The organism is Brevibacillus sp. HB1.3 (genome assembly GCF_013186635.1).
Taxonomy (GTDB): domain Bacteria; phylum Bacillota; class Bacilli; order Brevibacillales; family Brevibacillaceae; genus Brevibacillus; species Brevibacillus brevis_D.
Window position 1 is genome coordinate 765,583 of sequence record NZ_JABMIT010000001.1, and the last position, 20,490, is coordinate 786,072.

Here is a 20,490-nt window from a genome sequence, read left to right on the forward strand (position 1 = left end):
AAACGCAACAATTTTTTATCCCGAGGAGGAGACTACATGAAGAAATTCGTATCGACCATCGTTTGCGTTCTATTACTTTCCTCAATTTTTGTATCCGCTTGCAGCAATGAAATGGCTTCACCCTCGTCGAATCAGGTTACGCTTCGATTCGCTACCTGGGACACTGGGGAGAGCTTGAAGTATGAACAAGATATTGCAAAGCTGTTTGAACAGAAAAACCCTCATGTCAAAGTCCAAGTGGAATCCTATGCGGAAGGATATGACGATAAAATTGCCGCCTCCTTTGGTACGAAAAACCCGCCGGATGTGATGTATATGTGGAATTATCCTACCTATTATCAGTCTCTTCTGCCCATGGATGCTTTACTCGCAAAGGATACGGCTGCCAAGTCCATCACGGAGGACTTCTATGAAAACATCTTTAACTACCACAAGTTTGAAGGGAGCTCGTACGGATTACCCGTTGGCTTTGTCACCCGTGTCATTTACTACAATAAAAAACTTTTCGATGAAGCAGGCCTTCCTTATCCAACAGAAGGGTGGACTTGGGATGATTTTCGTTCGGCAGCTAAACAGCTGTCCAATCCAGCTAAAAAGCAATACGGGTTTGTCTTGAAGCAAAAAGACAATTCTTATGCCTTCCAAGAGTTCGTCTGGAGCAATGGTGGAAATTTCATCAGTCCGGATGGGAAGAAACTGGAAGGGTTCATGAACAGCCAAGAAACAAAAGAAGCGATCTCTCTATTTAGCGATCTGATTAAAGACGGAAGTGCCATCGTAGTGGAGAGCGACAGATACACAGAGAGCTTTAAGTCAGGCAAAATCGCTATGATCGAAAACGGCATTTGGCCATTGGAGGGATTTAAGGAAGCGGGGCTCGATTTTGGTACGGTGGAATTACCCGCCTTTCCTGGAAAGCCGGTAAAAGGTGTGATTCATTCGGCGGGAGTATCCATAGCAAAGGATACCAAGCAACTTGAGCTTGCGTGGGAGTTCGTCAAATTTTTTGTCTCTACAGAGGGAGCCAAAATACGGAAGGGCGACATGCCAGCGCTAAAAAGTGTCGCCAAGGAAACAAAAGTCGCAGAAGACCCATTGCGCAAACCCTTTTATTCCATGTTAGAGAAAGGCGATGAGGTACCGGCTTTCCTTCTCCATGCAAAATGGAACGAAATCGATAAAAATCTGGATTATGCCATTTCATCTGTTTTACTCGGAAAAGACCAGGCAGACCACGCCTTGGATAAAGCGGTGAAAATTTCGAATCAGTTCGTTGAAACGAAGTAACAAAGGGGCGATCTGAAAGATGATTTCGACCAATATTCAGACAAGAGAGAAGAGGGAACGAATCGAGAAAATTGCTGTTTCACAAAAGAAAAGGCGTGGGAATCTCACACCCTACCTGTTTATCTCCCCATGGATCATTGGATTTGTAGCCTTTACACTGGGACCTCTTTTGTTTTCGTTCGCCATCAGTTTCTTTGACTATCCAATAGTCGGTACTCCCCAGTTTATTGGTTTTGACAATTACGTGCAGATGTTTACGAATGATCCGATTTTTTGGGAGTCCTTAGGGGTTACCTTCAAGTTTGCTGCGATTCTGGTTCCGTTAAATATTTTGATATCGTTGCTGTTGGCCCTTCTATTACATCAGAATGTCGGAGGCTCCTCCTGGTATCGAACGATCTTTTATCTTCCGACAGTTATTGCAGGAGTTTCGTTGTCGCTTATTTGGGCCTGGGTCTATGACGGCGAATACGGCCTTCTGAATTATATTCTGTCATGGTTCGGCATTGAAGGTCCGCGTTGGTTAAGCGATCCGGAGTGGTCACTCTTTGCCATTGTTTTTGCGGGATTATGGGGGCAAGGTGTCATGATGCTGGTTTTTCTATCTGGACTGAAAAACATCCCCAAAGAATTGTATGAAGCAGCAGAGATAGACGGTGCTGGAGTCTTTTCCAAATTCCTCTCCATCACTCTGCCCATGCTCAGCCCAACTATGTTGTTTAATCTAATCACAGCGGTCATCAGTGCATTTCAGCAACTTACGTTTGCTTTGGTCATCACCAAAGGCGGGCCGTTGCGGTCGACTTATTTTTACGCCATGTACGTCTATGAGAACGCATTCCGTTATTTTAAGATGGGGTACTCAGCGGCAAATGCCTGGTTTATGTTCCTGATCATTTTGTCACTGACTTTTGTATTGTTCAAAACATCGAAAACCTGGGTGTATAACGAAAATGAAAGGAAAGGGAAGAAATAAACCAAACGTAGGGGGAGGTACGATGATTCAACCCAATCGTGTTTATAAATGGATGATTCACTCCGTACTATTTTTTTTCAGCTTTTTATTTCTTGCTCCATTTATCTGGATGTTTTTAACGGCTGTCAAGTCACCTCAAGAAGCGTTTGTTTATCCACCCGTATGGTTCCCATCCGAATTTCATTTCAGCAATTTTCTGGAGGCGTGGAACAAGCTGCCGTTTATGACTTTTTTGCTCAATTCCGTGATCGTGACAGGGCTAGGTGTGATCGGACAATTACTCGCTTCGTCCCTTGTTGCTTATGGGTTTGCCAGATTTGACTTCAAGGGGAGAGATACGTTATTCATGATTCTTTTGGCATCTATGATGATCCCCTGGGATGTGACAGCCATTCCTCAGTACATTGAATTTAATGCGCTCGGTTGGATCGATACATTGCTGCCTTTGATTGTCCCGACGTGGTTTGGAAGTCCCTTTTTTATCTTTTTATTCAGACAATACCTGTTGACAATCCCAAAAGAACTGGAAGATGCCGCACGAATAGATGGCGCCAACTCCCTGCAAATCTACTTGAAGATCATACTTCCGTTGATGTCTCCAGTACTTGTAGTGGGAGGCGTGTATCAGATGATCAATTCCTGGAATGATTACCTTGGCCCATTGATCTTCTTGAACGATCAAAGCAAGTATACGTTGACGCTCGGCCTGATGCAGTTTAAAGGGATGTTCGATGTGGATGTCATATCCGTCATGGCAACGACTCTCTTGATCTGCGTTCCTCCCATTTTTGTGTTTTTCCTAGCTCAACGATACATCATGGACGGAGCATCTACTACCGGATTCAAGTAAATCCATCATAAAAAGGAGGAGGAAGATGGTTCATCATATAGAGGCCTATCATGATTCTGTGCTTCGGGTCAAATTGCAAAACGAATGTACTGACGGTGACATCTCCTATGTACATGTCGTAATCGAATCAGATGAGGAAATTTCGTTTCCACAGGTTCAACTCGCATGGCATTACCCCGCGGTCAATATACAAGCGTACTGGCATCCTGGCAGTTTTCGCAACAAAAGTCTCGGAGTCGATTGGAGTAAAGGCTTTTCCTCCAAAGGTACGGTTGTTGCGCCTGTTGGTTGCTTTCTCAGTTCAGATGGACGTAATCGCCTTGCTATTGCTTATTCCAATGCAATCGAGACTGTCAACTTTCACATGGGCATCCGTGAAGAGGACGGAACAATTCGCTGTCAAATCACGCTTTTTTCAGAGCCTTCCAAACCGATGAAAAGGTATGAGGGAACCATTCGTATTGATCAAAGAGACATTCCTTTTGAACAAGCGATTCAGGCCATATCCTATTGGTACGAGAGCATGGATGCCTATCGGCCATGTATGATACCCAAAGCGGCAACATTCCCGATGTATTCTACCTGGTATTCTTTTCATCAAGAGCTTGTAGATAAAGAGATCGAAGAACAGTGCAGAATGGCAAAAGAGCTCGGATGCGACACCGTAATCGTGGATGACGGATGGCAAACAACCGATAACCAAAGAGGATATGCCTATTGCGGGGATTGGGAGGTCGCTCATCAAAAGATCGGCAACATGAAAGCACATGTGCAAAAAGTACAGGCTATGGGAATGAAATACATCTTGTGGTATAGCATGCCTTTTATCGGTTTGCATTCGAAAGCGTGGGATACCTATAAAGATAAGCTGCTGGTTTATCGAGAGCATCTGCAAGCAGGTGTTTTGGACCCAAGATATCCGGACGTCCGGGAATACTTGATTTCCACTTATGAAACTGCTCTGAACGAATGGGGCGTCGATGGCTTCAAGCTGGATTTTATAGATGAGTTTGATTTGAACAAAGCGAATGACAAAGCCCTCGAAAAAGATGGGAGAAGAGATTTTGACTCCGTTCAGGAAGCGGTTGAATGCTTGCTTGAAGGAATCTTCGCGCGGTTACACGCCAGGAAAGCTGATGTCATGATTGAATTTCGTCAAAAGTATATCGGTCCCTTTATGAGAAGGTTTGGAAACATATTTCGGGTTGCCGATTGTCCGAATGATGCCGTTACCAATCGGGTGGGGACGATTGATTTGCGGTTGTTCTCCGGTAACACAGCTGTTCACTCAGATATGTTGATGTGGAGCCCGGAAGATACGGTTGAAAATGCGGCCCTACAGCTCATTAATGTTTTGTTTGCGGTTCCACAGTTATCGATGCGCTTCGAGAAATTACCGCCGGAGCATATCGAAATGACAAAGTTCTGGTTGAAGTTTTGGAGAGAAAACAGAGACGTGCTTTTATTTGGAGAGTTACGTGCAGAAGCTCCCGAGTTACTCTATCCGAATGTTCAAGCGCGAAATTCATCGAAAGTAGTCATGGCAGTATTCGGTAGCCCATACGTGAAAGTGGTTGAGCCGGGCAATAAAAAGCTATTCATTATGAACGGGACACTACACCAAGAGCTGGTTTTGGATGTAGACAGAGAGTTACCTAACAGAGTAGTAGAGATTTATGATTGTTGCGGAAACCTGGTGTCTATGGCTCCGTTGGCAGTTCAGAAGGTGCCACATCGGCTGAAGGTAAAACCGTCGGGATTAGTGATCCTTACATGTTTGAAATGATCGATGCCGCTCCTTTTCAAGGGGCGGTATTTTTTTAGTGGGATAGATATTTTCTCAAGGATATTTTCAACCGGTATAGAATATTAACATTATTCACAATCTTCGTTTAAGGAAGGTATAAACCTATGGATAAAGAAGCTCAGCGAATCGACCTTAGACAAGAACAGTTCAACATGAAAGAGCTGCTTCAGTCACTGGTTGAAACGACTACGGATGCGATTTCAATTAGGGACATGCAGGGTCATATACTTTTTGTGAATAGTGCCTTTGAAAAAATCTACGGTTGGACATATCAAGACCTCCTGAATGACCCGTACTGCCTCGTACCTGAAGATCTCATTCACGAAACAAAGGAAATTTTCCACGAGGTTAAATTTGAAGGAAAAAATATTACGGGCTATGAGACCGTGCGTCAAAGAAAAAATGGTGAGATCGTTCACGTTGGTTTAACGGCTTCGCCTATAAGAGATCCAGAAGGTACGATCGTAGGCACTTCCGTTATCGCCAGAGATATTACGGACCGCAAAATGGCGGAAGAAGCACTCGTGAATAGCGAGGCAAAGTACCGCATCCTTGTAGAAAATACGAGTGATGTTATTTGCCAACATGATGTACACATGAATAATCTTTTTGTATCTCCTTCTATCGAACACCACTTGGGATACACTCAGGATGAATTTCTTCAAACGAATAGTTTTGATCTCATTCATCCTGATGATGTAGAAACCGTGAAAGATCTGCGTTCCTTAATCTCTATGCATCCCCAAAATGTTCAAATGGAGATTCGATTACGTCATAAAAATGGATCGTGGGTGTATTGGGAGTCACGTTGTGTTCCGATTATGTCTGAGAACAAAGAGATTGATAGCTTTCTATTCGTTTCACGCAATATCACCGAGCGAAAACACTCCGAAGAAGCCTTGCGCAAGAGCGAGGAACAGTATCGATTCATTGCCGAACACACGGCAGACTTCATTTCCGTCATAGATAAATTCGGTCACGTATCGTACAGTTCACCTTCTCATGTGAAGAAATTAGGTACGAGCCAAATTATTTTTGAAAACATACATCCAGAAGATGCAGCGCTCGTCTGTGAGCGATTTTCCACAATGATTCAGTTCGAAATCCCGGTTACATGTGAGTATCGATACAAACTGGAAAACGAGAAATGGATCTACCTTGAATCAAGAGGGATGCCGTTTTTTAGCTCAGATGGTGGAAATCAATACTTCATCAATATCACACGTGACCTAACAGAGAGGAAGCAAAACGAAGAGCTTCTCCGCAGAACAGAGAAGTTGTCCGTAATTGGTGAATTGGCCGCAAGTATCGCGCACGAAATAAGAAATCCGCTTACGGCATTGAAAGGCTTTATCCAATATTTGCGGCCAACACTATCGGGGGGTGCCACTTATACGGACATTATGTTGTCCGAGTTAGATCGAATCAACTTTATCGTGAGTGAGCTACTTGTGTTGGCCAAGCCGCAAACGCTGAATGTGAAGCGGATTCTTTTACACCCTCTTATTGAAAGCGTGGTAAAGTTTCTGGAATCAGAAGCAAATCGAAACAACACTTCGATCAACACAATATTCAGCGATATTCCGATAGCGATTAAAGGAGAAGAAAATCAAGTAAAACAAGTCTTTATCAATCTATTGAAGAATTCCCTGGATGCGATCACGACAAATGGCACAATTAGCATCGAAACCACATGTCTACCGAATAACCAAGTGCGGATTCGCTTTACCGATAATGGATGTGGCATTTCCCAAGAGCTGCTGCCCAGACTCGGTGAACCTTTTTATACAACGAAAGAGAAAGGAACAGGCTTAGGTTTACTTGTCAGCAATAAAATAATGAAAGATCATCAAGGAACCATCACCATCTCAAGTGAGATCAACAAAGGTACCACTGTGGAAATTATGTTTCCCATTTCGAATTAGGAAGGTGATTCAATGAATTCGCAAATCGCTATCAATAAGGTAGCTTACTCCAAATCCCCACCTACGTGTTCTGAAAAAGTCAGAATGAGTAGAGGGGGAGAAAATCATGTGGAAGAAGTCTCTGCTTCATCCGCTTGCAGTTCGATACAGCGTGTTTATGATCGGACTGGCGGTAATGGCGTTTGGTATTGGCATGATGATTGAGGCTCATTTAGGTGTTGCGCCGTGGGATACACTGCATATCGGATTACAGAAGACATTTGGACTGACCATCGGCATTTGGTCGCAAATCGTGGGAGCCATGATTATTCTCGCTTCCTACATCATTGGCAAGATCCGGCCGAACGTGGGTATGTTTTTAAACATGTTTTTCTTCGGGCTGTTTATTGACGTATTCATGTGGCTGAACTGGATCCCTACAGGAGAGACCGTTCTCGAACGAGCTATTTTGTTCGTTGTTGGTCTGCTCATCTATACGATCGGAACAGGTATGTATATTTCACCCCGATTGGGAGCCGGACCACGTGACAGTTTTATGTTAGCTTTACATGAACGAATGGGATGGGGCATCGGTAAAGTCAGGATCGGTATAGAGTGCACAGTCATGGTGTTAGGCTTGTTACTTGGCGGTCCTGTTTCTGTGGGAACTTTTGTGACGGCTCTTGCCATTGGACCGCTTATCAAGCAATTTATTCCGATGTGGGAGCGAATTTTGGCAAAATCATACGGAACGGCTTAGACCAGAGAAAAAGAAAAAGGGTGCTCATATTGAGTACCCTTTTCAGCTTTGTTGCAGCTTGCGTTCAGCCATATAGGATGCGATTCCCAAAATCAGACCCAGTGCTACGAGCACGGCACCCACCCATGGCAGAGAGGTTATATCAAGATGGGTAATAACCCAACCGCCAATGAAAGCACCAGCAGCATTTCCTAGATTTCCGGCGGAATGACTGGAAGTAGAAGCAAGCGCTGGCGCATTTTGAGCGAGGTTCATCACGCGTACTTGCAGCCCTGGAAATACAGCGAAAGAAGCAGCTCCCCAAAGAAATATGGTCAATACGGCAGCGATTGGACTGTACATGGTAAACGTAAACAGCGTTAAAATGACGCATATCGTGAAGTAAAGTCCGAGAATGGAAGGCATCAGCTTCCAATCCGCAAGCTTTCCGCCCACGATATTACCGATGGTCACACCACAGCCGAAGAGGACAAGAATCCAGGTTACATGATACTCAGCAAAACCAGTAATTTGCGTCAGCAGCGGCGTAATATACGTAAATACGGTGAATAGACCAGCGTTGCCTAGCGCTCCGATCAAGAGGTATAGAAGAAGCTTGGGCTTGAGTAGAGCAGTAATTTGCCCAGTGATACTCCCAGTGTTTTCTTGCCGCATGTTTGGGACGAAAACGAGTATTCCGACAAGTGCTATCATTCCCATGATCGCAATCGTACCAAATGAGGCTCGCCATCCCATGTGTTGACCGATGAAAGTACCCAGAGGCACACCAATAATATTAGCAATCGTCAGACCTGCCATCATAATGGAAACGGCAGCGGCACGTTTGTCAGGACTTACAAGACTGGAGGCTACAACAGCCCCAACCCCAAAGAATGTCCCGTGCGTCAATGCGGTAATCAGGCGTGCTCCCATCAATATATCGTAGTTGGGAGCAAAAACAGAGATTCCGTTCCCGAGAATAAATAGAATCATAAGGAGACAGAGTAGCTTCTTTTGGGGAATCCGGTGGGTGAGGACTGTCAGTATCGGTGCTCCGACAGCTACCCCTAGCGCATACATGGTAATGAGTTGTCCCGCAGATGAGATACTTACATGCAAATCCTCTGCAACATTCGGCAGTAGACCCATGATGACAAATTCCGTCATCCCAATGGCAAAGGAACCCACGGTAAGAGAGAGCAAAGAGATCGAAGACTTTTCCTTGTTGACCTGTTTCTTGGTAGTAGTTTGAGATAACGCCATGAAGTCAATACAACCTTTCTGCAGTATAAGTTGCGATGGAATTGTCGTTTTAACGTAGCGGGTAAAGATTACCTGTTCTATTTTGTTAAGTCAAGGTATTCTTTTTACGCATATATTTAAAAAGCGGTAATTCCTGCACCAAGGAACTACCGCTTTATTCGTTATCAGGCGAACCTTCGATATCCATCCAGCATTGCCTTTGTGCCAGAAACCCCAAAAATAGGGGAAGGTACCTATTTGAAACGCTCCCCTTTGTCTCTTACGATTGGATAAAACAAAACTTGCAGCTTGGAGGACCTATGATGGATCAAAGTCCGACTTATTTTGAACGATCTGGTGAAGAAGCAAAAGCGATGGATAACGGGTATCTGAAGCAAATCTTCGATCACTTGCAGGACGGGATTATACTCATGGATCAGGAACGAAAAATTATGGTGATGAACCCATCCGCAGAGAAAATGACTGGTTGGAAACGAGGAGAAAAGGTCCCGTTCTGCTCCTACTGCCAAAACAGAGAGTTGGCACCGGGAGAAGAACGCTGCTATTTGCTTGCCAAACGGGAGATTCCCTATTTTCTTTCTGCGATGCCTACCTATGAAGGTCGGTTCGTAGACATGGAAATGAGCACGGCTGTTATCTATGAAAATGGTGAACAAAACATGCAGGATGTCCTATTAGTTTTAAAAGATATGACGGTCAAGAAAAAAGAAGAGGAGGTCAGAATCTCCAAGCAGGTGCTGCAAAAAACGCTAGAAGCTCAAGAAAATGAACACAAACGCCTGGCCCGGGAGCTGCACGACGGCGTAGGACAATCCTTGTATTCTGTTTCAGTAGGTATTCAGGCCATTCAAGCACGCCTCAACGAGAGGGGACAATTCCGGGAATTCATGCAAGAGATTGTGAATGAGCTGGAAAAAGCAATACAAGACGTCAAGCTGTATTCTCTACAGCTGCGTCCGCATAGTCTCGATCAACTGGGGCTGATTCCTACCGTACAGCATCTTGTTTCTAGCTTGAACAAAGCACATCAGGATGTTTCCATTACCTTTTCTTACAGCAATGTCAGTGATCATTTTCAGCCAAACTTGGAAATCAATCTGTACCGTGTCATCCAAGAAGCCTTACATAACGCACTGAAATACGCGAAGGCCACACTCATTGAAGTCATCTTGTACAAGGAAGACGACCTGCTGACTCTGCTGATTCAGGATAACGGAATCGGTTTTGTGCGCGATCAGGTTCAGGTTGGTCTGGGCCTCAAACATATGGAAGAGCGAGTGGATCAGATGGAGGGGACTCTTCAGATTCAATCCGTGCTCCACGAAGGTACATCGATCAAGGTCACGGTAGCAGGACAAGGAGGGAGAGTAGAGTGATACGAGTGCTTTTGGTTGATGATCACACGATGATTCGGAAGGGATTGCGTGTGCTTCTCGAAAGTTACTCTCAAATTAAAATTGTCGGAGAGAGTCATACAGGCAATGATGCCATCGTGAAAGCCAATCAGCTAAAACCCGATGTGGTGCTGATGGATTTGTCATTGCCGAATGGGCTGGATGGATTTACCGCAAGCAATGAGATTCGCAAGTCGAATCCTTTGGTGAAAATCGTCATATTGACCATGCATGACGAGGAGATTTTCGTCCAGAAGGCCATCACGGTCGGAGCCCATGGGTACATTTTGAAAAACAGCCATGGAGAACTGCTGTTTCAAGCCATTGTGGAGGTTTACAGAGGCAAGTGCTTTTACAAGACTTCTGTATCGCAAGAAATCATCAATCTATGGCTGAGATCGGATGCCAAGACGTTGCCTTCTGTTTTAACGCTGCGAGAAAAGGAGCTTGTCAGACTCATTGTGCTCGGCTATACCAATAAGGAAATGGCGGATAAGCTATTGATCAGCGTCAAAACCGTGGAGAACCACAAAACGAATATCATGCAGAAACTAGGATTGGATTCCAAGCATCAATTGATCCAATACGCCATAAAAAATAGATATCTCGATCTGGCGTTTTAATGGTTTGAATCCAAAAGTAGGGGACTTCCCCTATATGGAAAAAATGTCAGCGGAATAAACTGAATAGAGAGACTGCATCTTATGAACGAACATCGTATGATTGGAAACCAAATGGTCGTCGAAGGAGGAGCTATGGCAAAACAAGTTCATTATTCGGTTGTGATCGTGGGAGCAGGCTCAGCAGGTATCTCTGTTGCTGCCCGTCTCGTCCGTGCTTCCAAAAGGCTCATGGGACAAGTCGCCATCATCGATCCTGCATCCAAGCATTATTATCAGCCTTTGTGGACATTAGTCGGAGGTGGTGCCGCGAAAAAGGAGGAAACCGAGCGTGATCTCTCCTCTCTGATTCCCACAGGCGTTGACTGGATCAACGATGCGGTCACCATGTTTCAACCGGAACAAAACAGGCTTAGTACGAAGCAGGGAGCCGTCTTTTCCTATGATTACCTCGTTGTTGCTGCCGGACTGCAACTTGATTGGGAGGGGGTAAAGGGTTTAAAGGATGCCGTCGGGAAGAACGGCGTTTGCAGCAACTACGCATACCAAACGGTAGAAAGTACATGGGAAGCCATCCGTAGTTTTAAAGGTGGGACTGCCATTTTTACCCATCCGAATTCACCTGTAAAATGCGGTGGAGCCCCTCAGAAAATCATGTATCTGGCCGATGATTACTTTCGCAAGTTAAAGGTTCGCAACGACTCAGCGATCATTTTTGCATCAGCGAAAGGAAGTATTTTTGACGTTCCCACGTATGCCAATACCCTCAATAAGGTCATTCGTCGCAAGAACATCGAAACGAGATACAAGCATAACCTATTGGAGGTACGGGCGGATACCAAAGAAGCCGTCTTCGAGAATCTGGATACCAAAGAGCAGGTAGTATGGAAGTATGACATGCTTCATGTGACCCCTCCCATGAAAGCGCCCGATTTCATTGCAAGCAGCGCATTGGCAGACACAGGAGGCTGGGTCGATGTCGATCCATTTACGCTTGTCCACAAGAGATTTCCTACAATTTTCGGTATTGGCGATTGCGCGAATCTTCCCACGTCCAAAACTGGAGCTGCTATTCGCAAACAGGCGCCCGTTGTCGAGAAAAACCTGCTCGCGCTGATCAATGGTAACCCATTGACTGCCAAGTATGACGGTTATACATCCTGCCCACTCGTAACGGGGTACAACAAGCTAGTACTCGCCGAATTTGATTACAACCTGAAGCCGTGCGAAACCTTTCCTTTTGACCAATCCAAAGAAAGATTCAGTATGTACCTGATGAAAAAAGAACTGCTCCCTATCCTTTATTGGAAAGGCATGCTAAAAGGATTGATGTGAGGCAGTTTTCGAAAGAAGAGGAGACATCCATTTTGCACGATCTGGAATCACTCCGGTATCTGCATGAGTTACTCGCGGAAAAAGCAAACAAATCATAGACAGGTTAAGGGAGGAATACACGATGTTATTGCGTTACTTTTATGATGAGAAGCTGGCCCATGCATCTTATCTGGTCGGCTGCCAAAAAACCGGGGAGGCGATTGTAATCGACCCCGCCCGTAATCTGGCTCCTTATTTTCAAGTCGCCAAAGCAGAGGGAGTTACCATTGTAGCCGTCGCCGAAACCCACATTCACGCTGACTTTGTATCTGGTGCCAGGGAACTGGGCGCAGTTCATCAAGCGAAGCTGTTTTTATCCAATGAGGGCGATGAAGATTGGAAATATCAATACGTGAAAGGCTTGAACCATCAGCTTGTGCACGATGGGGATCGCTTTTTTATCGGAAACTTGCTATTTGAAGTCATGCATACCCCTGGCCATACACCTGAGAGTATCTCCTTCCTTTTGACAGACCTTGGAGGGAATGCAGATCGCCCCATTGGGATCTTCACCGGAGATTTCGTCTTTGTCGGTGATATCGGCAGACCGGACTTGCTTGAAAAAGCGGCGGGAATGAAGGGGACGTCCGAGTTAGGTGCAAGAGCCATGTTCCAATCCCTCCAAAAATTCAAGCAACTGCCGGATTATATGCAGGTATGGCCAGCTCATGGCGCAGGAAGTGCTTGCGGGAAAGCATTAGGGGCCGTGCCGTCTTCTACCGTCGGCTATGAAAAGCTCTTTAACTGGGCGATGTCACACACGAGTGAAGAGGAATTCGTTCAGGCACTCCTGGATGGACAACCAGAGCCGCCAACGTATTTTGCCGTGATGAAACGCGTGAATAAGGAAGGCCCTCCTTTGCTCAAGGAGCTCCCTGTTGTTCAAGAGTTCAACTCGCTAGAAGCGGTAAAGGAATCGCTGGAAAACGGACAGATGATCGATACGCGACCTTTCCAGAAATTTGCGAAGGGGCATCTGGCGGGAACACTTCACATTCCCTTCAACAAGTCATTTGCCAACTGGGCGGGCTGGATTGTCGATTACGATCGCCCCGTTCAGATCCTGACCACCCCAGATGAGCTGGACGAGATTTTGCAAGCCTTGCGTGCTGTTGGGATTGATCTTGTCACTGGCTTTATCGACAGCTCCAAGCTAATGGAAAGGGAATTGTCTTCGCTCGAGACAATTGAAGAGGTAACACCGCTGGAGATTGCAGACCGGGTGGAAAAGAGTGAGGTTCACGTAGTAGATGTACGTAATCTGGCTGAGTGGAAGGAAGGACATATTCAAGATGCACAGCACATCATGCTCGGTTCACTCGCCATGCGGCTAGATGAGCTTCCTCACGATAAACCGCTTCTCGTACAATGCCGTTCCGGTGCCCGATCCGCTATAGGTGCAAGCATTCTTAAAGCAAACGGATTCAAGGATGTAATGAATTTGAGCGGCGGAATCTTACAATGGCAAATAGACGGCTTGCCAGTAGTAGAACGAGGATAAAACGAAATCAAAGCGAGTTGCTGCAAAGGGTGAGCCTATGACTATCGACCTAGTGATCACGCTGTTTATTATCGGTTTCGTGGGATCGTTCATCTCTGGTCTCGTCGGAATCGGGGGCTCCATCATCAAGTATCCGATGCTACTGTACATTCCGCCCGCCCTTGGATTCGTTGCTTACACAGCTCACGAAGTATCCGGAATAAGTGCCGTCCAAGTATTTTTTGCCACCCTAGCAGCTCTTTGGACTCTGCGGAAAGATAGGCTTATTCATTACCAGCTCGTTGTGTACATGGGAAGTGCCATTATTGTCGGGAGCTTGCTTGGAGGATATGGAGGAAAATTTCTTTCGGCAGATGCCGTCAATATCGTTTACGCCATCCTGGCCACGATTGCTGTAATCTTGATGTTCCTGCCAAAAAAGGGAGTGGACGAACGTGAACAGACGACCAGGGTTATCTTTCATAAACCAACAGCTGTCTTATCTGCTTTGATGGTCGGAGGTGCCTCCGGAATTGTCGGGGCAGCGGGCGCTTTTATTTTGGTTCCCATCATGCTGATCATCCTCAAGATACCGACAAGAGTTGCGATTGCTTCCTCTCTTGCCATCACTTTTCTATCTTCCATTGGATCGACGATAGGGAAATGGATGGCAGGGGACATATTGCTGTGGCCATCCGTGATCATGGTTATCGCCAGCATCATGGCAGCGCCGCTCGGTACGAAGGTCAGCAAACGTTTGGGCACGCGGATTCTCCAATCCATTCTTGCCTTGTTGATCCTAGCCACCACGATTAAGATTTGGGCTGACATCCTCCTATTCATACGTGTATGAAGATTTACTTTTTTTACAAACAAAATAAAGAAAAATCAATTGTCATGGAACAGCATTGACATATCCGAGTAAAATGATAAGATAAAAAAGAATTTTACAATGAAATTAAATTTCATAGAACATTCTTATCGAGAGTGGTGGAGGGACTGGCCCGATGAAACCCGGCAACCTTGGTCTGATTGACCTTACGGTGCTAATTCCTGCGGAGTTATTCTGCGAGATGAGAAGGTGGGAAACGTGCAATCGCCCCTCTTCTTTTCGGAGAGGGGTTTTCTATATTTATAATCCATAGTATTCATATCGTTTTACTATGTGTAGTTCAAAGGAGGAAACAACGTGCTTTATTATGCAGTCAAGCGTGGCTTTCTCATGATCGTTACGCTGTGGATGATTGTCACGGTAACGTTCGTGACCATGCACCTGATTCCAGGTGATCCATTCGCATCAGATGCCAAAATGCTTCCAGAAGAAGTGGTGGAGAACATGCGAGCGGAGTACAACCTGGATCAGCCAATCACGGTACAGTACCTGCTCTATCTAAAAGGATTGCTGCAATTTGACTTGGGGCCCTCTATCCAGTCCAAGACGAGGGATGTGAACACACTGATTGCAGAGGGATTTCCCGCATCGGCTGTTCTGGGACTCCAGTCGTTTGCGGTCGCACTGGCAGGTGGAATCACACTGGGAATCGTAGCGGCACTCTATCACAATCGAACCTTGGATTTCTTGTCCATGTTTGCTGCCATCATCGGGATCTCCGTCCCCAGTTTTATTCTCGCGCCTCTGTTGATCAAGTACTTAGCGGTCAAATGGGAGCTTTTACCCGTCGCTGCATGGGGGAGCTGGGAGCACTCGATTCTTCCAACACTTGCGCTCGCTATCGGTCCGCTCGCCATCATCGCGCGCTTTGTACGAGCCAGCATGCTTGAGGTTTGGCAACAGGAATACATAAGCACGGCAGAGGCTAAAGGGCTTGGCACCTTTTCCATTGTCGTTAGACACGGGATGCGCAATGCCATCCTGCCTGTTCTTACCTTTATCGGTCCGCTGTTTGCCAACCTGATGACCGGAACCTTTGTGGTGGAAAAGATTTTCGCGATTCCCGGGCTCGGCAAATACTTCGTGGAAAGCATTTTTAACCGCGATTATCCCGTTATTTTGGGAACCACTGTGTTTTACAGCTTTGTGCTCATTTTTACTTTGTACATCATCGACCTGCTGTATCGGGTGATTGACCCGCGCATCAGATTAACGAGTGGAGGGAAGTAGCATTATGGCCAATCAGGCAACACAACTGGATTCCCTGTTTCGACCAGTCGACCGAAACCGGCTTTCTGAGGAAATTCGGGAGCGTCCGAGTCTTGGGTATTGGCAGGAGGTATTGCAGCGGGTATTCAGTAACAAGCTGGCAATGCTAGGGTTCTTCCTGCTCGCAGCAGTGGTGACCCTCTCAATCATCGGTCCGCTGCTCGTTCCCCACAGTCCACATGAACAGTCTTTGACGAAAGGAAATCTGCCACTGTCAGGTGAGCACTGGTTTGGAACGGATGACTTGGGCCGGGACATGTGGGCACGTACCTGGGCAGGCGGACAAATCTCTTTGTTTATTGGTGTGGCGGCAGCAGCCATCGACCTCGTGATTGGTGTATGCATCGGCGGGATATCCGGTTACATGGCAGGGAGGAACAAGCTGGGCGACCATGTAGACAACATCCTGATGCGGTTGGCCGAAATTCTGTACAGCATTCCGTATCTGCTGGTGGTAATCCTGCTGATGGTGGTTCTGGAGCCTGGACTCGCAACCATCATTATTGCCCTTTCGTTAACAGGCTGGGTGGGGATGGCCCGCCTGGTCAGAGGACAAATCATGCAGATCAAGCGGCAAGAGTTTGTGCTGGCCGCAGAAAAACTGGGCACCTCACATACCAAAATCATCATCAAACATCTGCTTCCGAATACGATCGGCGTCATCATCGTCAACCTGACCTTCACGATCCCGCACGCGATTTTCGCCGAATCATTTCTCAGCTTTCTTGGGCTGGGTGTGCAAGCGCCAACAGCCAGCTGGGGAACCATGGCCAACGACGCGCTGGCGGTTATGCTGAGCGGACAATGGTGGCGGCTGTTTTTTCCGGGATTCATGATTTCGCTTACGATGTTCGCGTGCAATGCACTCGGGGACGGTTTGCAGGATGCACTGGACCCACGGATCAGGAAATGAGGGGGAGTACATCATGAAGCCTTTATTGGAAGTAGATCAGCTACGCGTCTCCTTTCGCACGTACGGTGGAGAGGTGCAGGCAGTAAGAGGGGTTTCCTTTTCTGTGAAGGAGGGAGAGACGCTGGCGATTGTGGGGGAAAGCGGCTGCGGAAAAAGTGTGACAGCTCGGGCATTGATGGGGATGATTCCACCCCGATCTGGTCAGGTAAAAGGAGGCAGCATTCAGTTTCGCGGGCGTGAACTCACTGGGTTGACGAAGCTGGAATGGCAGCAGGTTCGCGGCTCGCAGATCGGTATGATCTTTCAGGACCCGATGACCTCGCTGAACCCCACGATGAAAATCGGTCAACAGATTGCAGAAGGGCTGATCAAACATCGAAAGCAAACGAAGACGGAAGCAAAGGAAGAGACGCTGAAACTGCTGGAGAGAGTAGGTATTCCAGAGGCGGCGAGGCGATTTGAACAATATCCGCACGAGCTAAGCGGAGGAATGCGGCAGCGTGTCGGAATCGCTATGGCGCTTGCCTGCCAACCGCAGTTGATTATCGCGGATGAACCGACGACGGCGCTCGACGTGACCATTCAGGCGCAGATCCTTCGTCTGATGAAGGAGTTGCAGGAGCAGTTAAACACGTCGATCATTTTGATCACCCACGATCTGGGCGTAGTCGCAGAGGTTGCCGATCATGTAGCGGTCATGTACGCAGGTGTAGTGGTGGAGAGCGGCCCGGTAGGAGAGATTTTTGACAATCCGCGCCATCCATACACACAAGGGCTGTTGCAGTCTGTGCCACGGCTCGAAGCAGGTAAAAAAGAACGGCTGATCCCCATCGAAGGGACACCCCCGGATCTATTTCGTCCACCTGCCGGGTGCCCTTTCGCTGCCCGTTGCCGGTTTGCCATGGAAATTTGCCTGGAGCATATGCCGCAATCAAATTCGTTTTTCAATCAGCATGAGGCCAGCTGCTGGCTGAACGACCCGCGTGCCCGGGGAGCAGAAGTGTGGATGGTAGCAGGGAGGGAGACACATGGGTGACAACCTAGTAGAAGTGGAGAATCTCGCGAAATCGTTTGAGATTGGCAAAGGCCAACGGGTTAGAGCTGTTGACCGCGTATCTTTTGAAATCAGGCGAGGGGAGACGCTTGGAATCGTTGGGGAAAGCGGCTGCGGCAAGTCTACGCTGGGCAGGACGATCGTGGGCCTGTACCCGGCTACTGCAGGGCGCATCCTTTTTCAAGGCAAAGATATCGCCAGGATGGATCGACGTGAGCGACGGGAAGCAAATCGCCACATGCAACTGATCTTCCAGGATCCGCAGGCCTCACTCAATCCGCGGTTGCGGGTAGGCGACATCATCGCCGAAGGAATCGACTCCTATGGATTGGCAAAAGGAAGAGAGCGAGAAGAGCGCATCTATCGGCTGCTCGAGCTAGTAGGATTGCACCCAAGCCACGCCAAACGTTTTCCGCATGAATTTAGCGGCGGACAGCGGCAGCGTATCGGAATCGCTCGTGCGCTTGCGGTGGAGCCCAGTTTTATCGTGGCAGACGAGTCCATCTCCGCACTGGATGTCTCCATTCAGGCGCAAATCGTCAATCTTTTAGCCGATCTTCAGGCAGAGCGGTCTATCACCTATCTATTTATCGCCCATGACCTGTCGATGGTGAAGCATATCAGCGACCGGATTGGCGTGATGTACCTGGGGCAGATGATGGAGCTTGCACCGAGCGAGGAGCTGTTTGCCACGCCGCTACATCCTTACACGCAAGCCCTGATCTCGGCAATGCCCGTCTCCCATCCAGCCCAGCGCGAAGAGCGGGAGCAGATTGTACTGACTGGAGAACCACCCAGCCCAATTCATCCGCCAAGCGGTTGTCCGTTTCGCACCAGATGTCCGGTTGCCCAAGGCGTTTGCGCCGAAACAGCACCGGATTGGAAGGAGGTGAGGCACGGACACTGGATCGCTTGCCATCTTGTACAGTAGACAGAGGAGAACAAGGAGGAAATCATCATGAAAAAGGGATTGCTTACTTTTGTTGCATTGCTAGCTCTCGCTGTGCCTGCGCTTTCTGCGTGCGGCAGCGATAAATCAGCTGCATCTTCCGATCAACAGACGGGGACAGCTATCAAACAAGTCATGACCGCTAATCTACGGGGCGAACCGTACACATTAGACCCGGCATTCGCTTCCGATACCACATCGTACTGGGTAATTGATCATCTGTATGAAGGTTTGTACCGATACAGCCAAAATGGGGACATCAGCGAAGGCGCAGCCGAAAAGGTGGAAGTCTCCCCGGACGGCAAAACCTACACGTTTACTCTGCGCCCCGAGATGAAATGGTCGAACGGCGATCCGCTGACGGCGCATGACTACGAATACTCTTGGAAGCGTGTGTTGAATCCACAGACTGCCGCCTATGAACCATCTGCACTCTACTACATACAAGGCGCGGAGGCATTCAACACGGGCAAAGGCAGCGTGGATGACGTTCAGATCAAAGCAAAGGATGACCGAACACTCATCGTTGGACTGAAAGATCCGATCACCTATTTCCCGAAAATCATGATGAGTCGCGCTTATCTGCCAGTGAACAAAAAAGTCGTGGATGCAGACAAAAACTGGGCGTCCGAAGCGAAAGGCATCGTAACCAATGGCCCGTACACCGTGGAGAGCTGGGACCACAATAGCCAACTGACAATCGCCAAAAGCCAGAGCTACTGGGAGAAAGAAAAAGTAACGATGGACACCGTCCACTTCAAGATGGTAAACGAAGCGACTACCTACTACCAGATGTTCAAAACAGGAGCACTTGATCTGATTGATTCCCTGCCGATCGACGTGATTGAGCAGGAAAAAGAAAAAGAAGAGTACAAATCATTCCCGGACTACAGCATTTATACGTACACGTTTAACGTAGAGGAAAAGCCGTTTACGAATGCGAAAATTCGTCAGGCCTTTTCCTACGCGATCGATCGGGACATCCTGACGAAAAACGTGACCAAGGGAGGCCAGCTTCCAGCGTACGGCTATACGCCATTTGGGGTGAAAACTCCTTCGGGTAAGGACTTCCGCGAAGAAGTAGCACCTTACTATCAGTTTGATCCGGCCAAGGCGAAGCTGCTCCTGGCTGAAGGCTTGAAGGAAGAAGGCTGGACAGAGCTGCCGCCGATTACGCTGAAATACAGCACCGCGGAAAACCACAAGAAGATCGCCGAAGCCCTGCAAGAAATGTTCAAGCAAAATTTGGGTGTGCCAGTGAAGCTGGAGAATCAGGAGTGGAAAACATACATCGATACGTTCAAGCAGAAAAACTTCCAGATTGCCCGCATGGGTTGGGGCGGCGATTACCTTGATCCGCTCGCGATGCTGGAGCTATATACTGGGAAAAGCTCCCGCAATTTCACCAACTGGGCCAACCCGAAGTTTGATGAGCTGATCGAAAAAGCAAAGGTCGAGCAAAACGAGGAAGCACGCATGAAGCTTTTGCATGACGCTGAAACCATTTTGATGCAGGACATGCCCGTCATCCCGGTTTTTTTCAATAACGAAAACTACCTCAACAGCAAAAAGATCGAAGGCGTCCGTTTCAGTGTAACCGGGACACCGGATCTGCGTTGGGCGAAAAGAGTGGCAGAGTAACGTTTCATAAAATGCGGTCGTAGACTACGATAACAAGGAGCAGTTTGCCGAGAGCAACTGCTCTTTGTTGAAACTCGT

General features: G+C 47.4%; 17 protein-coding genes and 1 riboswitch. Of the genes, 16 read left to right on the top strand and 1 reads right to left on the bottom strand.

Translation table 11 applies throughout. The annotated features are described in order from the left end of the window. The first annotated feature begins 36 nt into the window (after positions 1–36). From HPY31_RS03635 to HPY31_RS03660, 6 genes are all read left to right on the top strand, one after another. A complete protein-coding gene (locus HPY31_RS03635; RefSeq protein WP_172138471.1) occupies positions 37–1,287 on the top strand; it encodes an ABC transporter substrate-binding protein in 1,251 nt (416 codons plus the stop codon). Positions 1,288–1,306: 19 nt separating this feature from the next. Then, on the top strand, positions 1,307–2,263 hold the full coding sequence (locus HPY31_RS03640) for a carbohydrate ABC transporter permease (protein WP_172138473.1): 957 nt from the start codon (positions 1,307–1,309) through the stop codon (positions 2,261–2,263). 22 nt (positions 2,264–2,285) lie between these two features. After that, positions 2,286–3,113 (top strand): carbohydrate ABC transporter permease, encoded by an 828-nt coding sequence (locus tag HPY31_RS03645; protein WP_172138475.1) that lies wholly within the window; start codon positions 2,286–2,288, stop codon positions 3,111–3,113. 25 nt (positions 3,114–3,138) lie between these two features. After that, positions 3,139–4,899, top strand: a complete 1,761-nt coding sequence (locus tag HPY31_RS03650) for a glycoside hydrolase family 36 protein (RefSeq protein ID WP_172138477.1) — start codon at positions 3,139–3,141, stop codon at positions 4,897–4,899. Between the two features lie 125 nt (positions 4,900–5,024). Further along, positions 5,025–6,845 (top strand): PAS domain S-box protein, encoded by a 1,821-nt coding sequence (locus HPY31_RS03655; RefSeq protein WP_172138479.1) that lies wholly within the window; start codon positions 5,025–5,027, stop codon positions 6,843–6,845. Between the two features lie 106 nt (positions 6,846–6,951). Continuing rightward, positions 6,952–7,584 carry a YczE/YyaS/YitT family protein gene (locus HPY31_RS03660; RefSeq protein WP_172138481.1) on the top strand — a complete coding sequence of 211 codons (633 nt, stop codon included), beginning with the start codon at positions 6,952–6,954 and terminating at the stop codon, positions 7,582–7,584. Between the two features lie 42 nt (positions 7,585–7,626). Here HPY31_RS03660 and HPY31_RS03665 read toward each other — a convergent pair whose 3' ends face one another. After that, positions 7,627–8,826: an MFS transporter gene (locus HPY31_RS03665; RefSeq protein ID WP_172138483.1), complete on the bottom strand. Its 1,200-nt coding sequence runs from the start codon at positions 8,824–8,826 to the stop codon at positions 7,627–7,629. 299 nt (positions 8,827–9,125) lie between these two features. On the opposite strand from HPY31_RS03665, the gene HPY31_RS03670 reads away from it, so the two are divergent. From HPY31_RS03670 to HPY31_RS03715, 10 genes are all read left to right on the top strand, one after another. Continuing rightward, positions 9,126–10,202, top strand: coding sequence for a PAS domain-containing sensor histidine kinase (locus tag HPY31_RS03670; RefSeq protein ID WP_253901661.1), 1,077 nt, complete (start codon positions 9,126–9,128; stop codon positions 10,200–10,202). Next, entirely contained in the window at positions 10,199–10,843 is a 645-nt protein-coding gene (locus tag HPY31_RS03675) for a response regulator (protein ID WP_172138485.1), read from the top strand. The genes HPY31_RS03670 and HPY31_RS03675 overlap by 4 nt, the downstream gene beginning before the upstream one ends. A gap of 132 nt (positions 10,844–10,975) precedes the next feature. After that, positions 10,976–12,175, top strand: a complete 1,200-nt coding sequence (locus HPY31_RS03680) for an FAD/NAD(P)-binding oxidoreductase (protein WP_172138942.1) — start codon at positions 10,976–10,978, stop codon at positions 12,173–12,175. 121 nt (positions 12,176–12,296) lie between these two features. Next, entirely contained in the window at positions 12,297–13,715 is a 1,419-nt protein-coding gene (locus tag HPY31_RS03685) for a rhodanese-like domain-containing protein (RefSeq protein WP_172138487.1), read from the top strand. A 37-nt stretch (positions 13,716–13,752) separates the two neighbouring features. Beyond that, entirely contained in the window at positions 13,753–14,547 is a 795-nt protein-coding gene (locus tag HPY31_RS03690) for a sulfite exporter TauE/SafE family protein (protein ID WP_172138489.1), read from the top strand. A 122-nt stretch (positions 14,548–14,669) separates the two neighbouring features. Next, positions 14,670–14,774, top strand: a riboswitch (SAM riboswitch). A 109-nt stretch (positions 14,775–14,883) separates the two neighbouring features. After that, the gene (locus HPY31_RS03695) at positions 14,884–15,816 is read left to right on the top strand and encodes an ABC transporter permease (protein ID WP_172138491.1); all 933 of its coding nucleotides are present in this window, start codon (positions 14,884–14,886) and stop codon (positions 15,814–15,816) included. Positions 15,817–15,820: 4 nt separating this feature from the next. After that, positions 15,821–16,768, top strand: coding sequence for an ABC transporter permease (locus HPY31_RS03700; protein ID WP_016740612.1), 948 nt, complete (start codon positions 15,821–15,823; stop codon positions 16,766–16,768). A 13-nt stretch (positions 16,769–16,781) separates the two neighbouring features. After that, positions 16,782–17,804, top strand: a complete 1,023-nt coding sequence (locus HPY31_RS03705) for an ABC transporter ATP-binding protein (protein ID WP_172138493.1) — start codon at positions 16,782–16,784, stop codon at positions 17,802–17,804. Then, entirely contained in the window at positions 17,797–18,753 is a 957-nt protein-coding gene (locus HPY31_RS03710) for an ABC transporter ATP-binding protein (RefSeq protein ID WP_172138495.1), read from the top strand. Before HPY31_RS03705 ends, HPY31_RS03710 begins: the two co-directional genes overlap by 8 nt. A gap of 27 nt (positions 18,754–18,780) precedes the next feature. After that, positions 18,781–20,412 carry a peptide ABC transporter substrate-binding protein gene (locus tag HPY31_RS03715; RefSeq protein ID WP_172138497.1) on the top strand — a complete coding sequence of 544 codons (1,632 nt, stop codon included), beginning with the start codon at positions 18,781–18,783 and terminating at the stop codon, positions 20,410–20,412. Positions 20,413–20,490 lie beyond the last annotated feature (78 nt).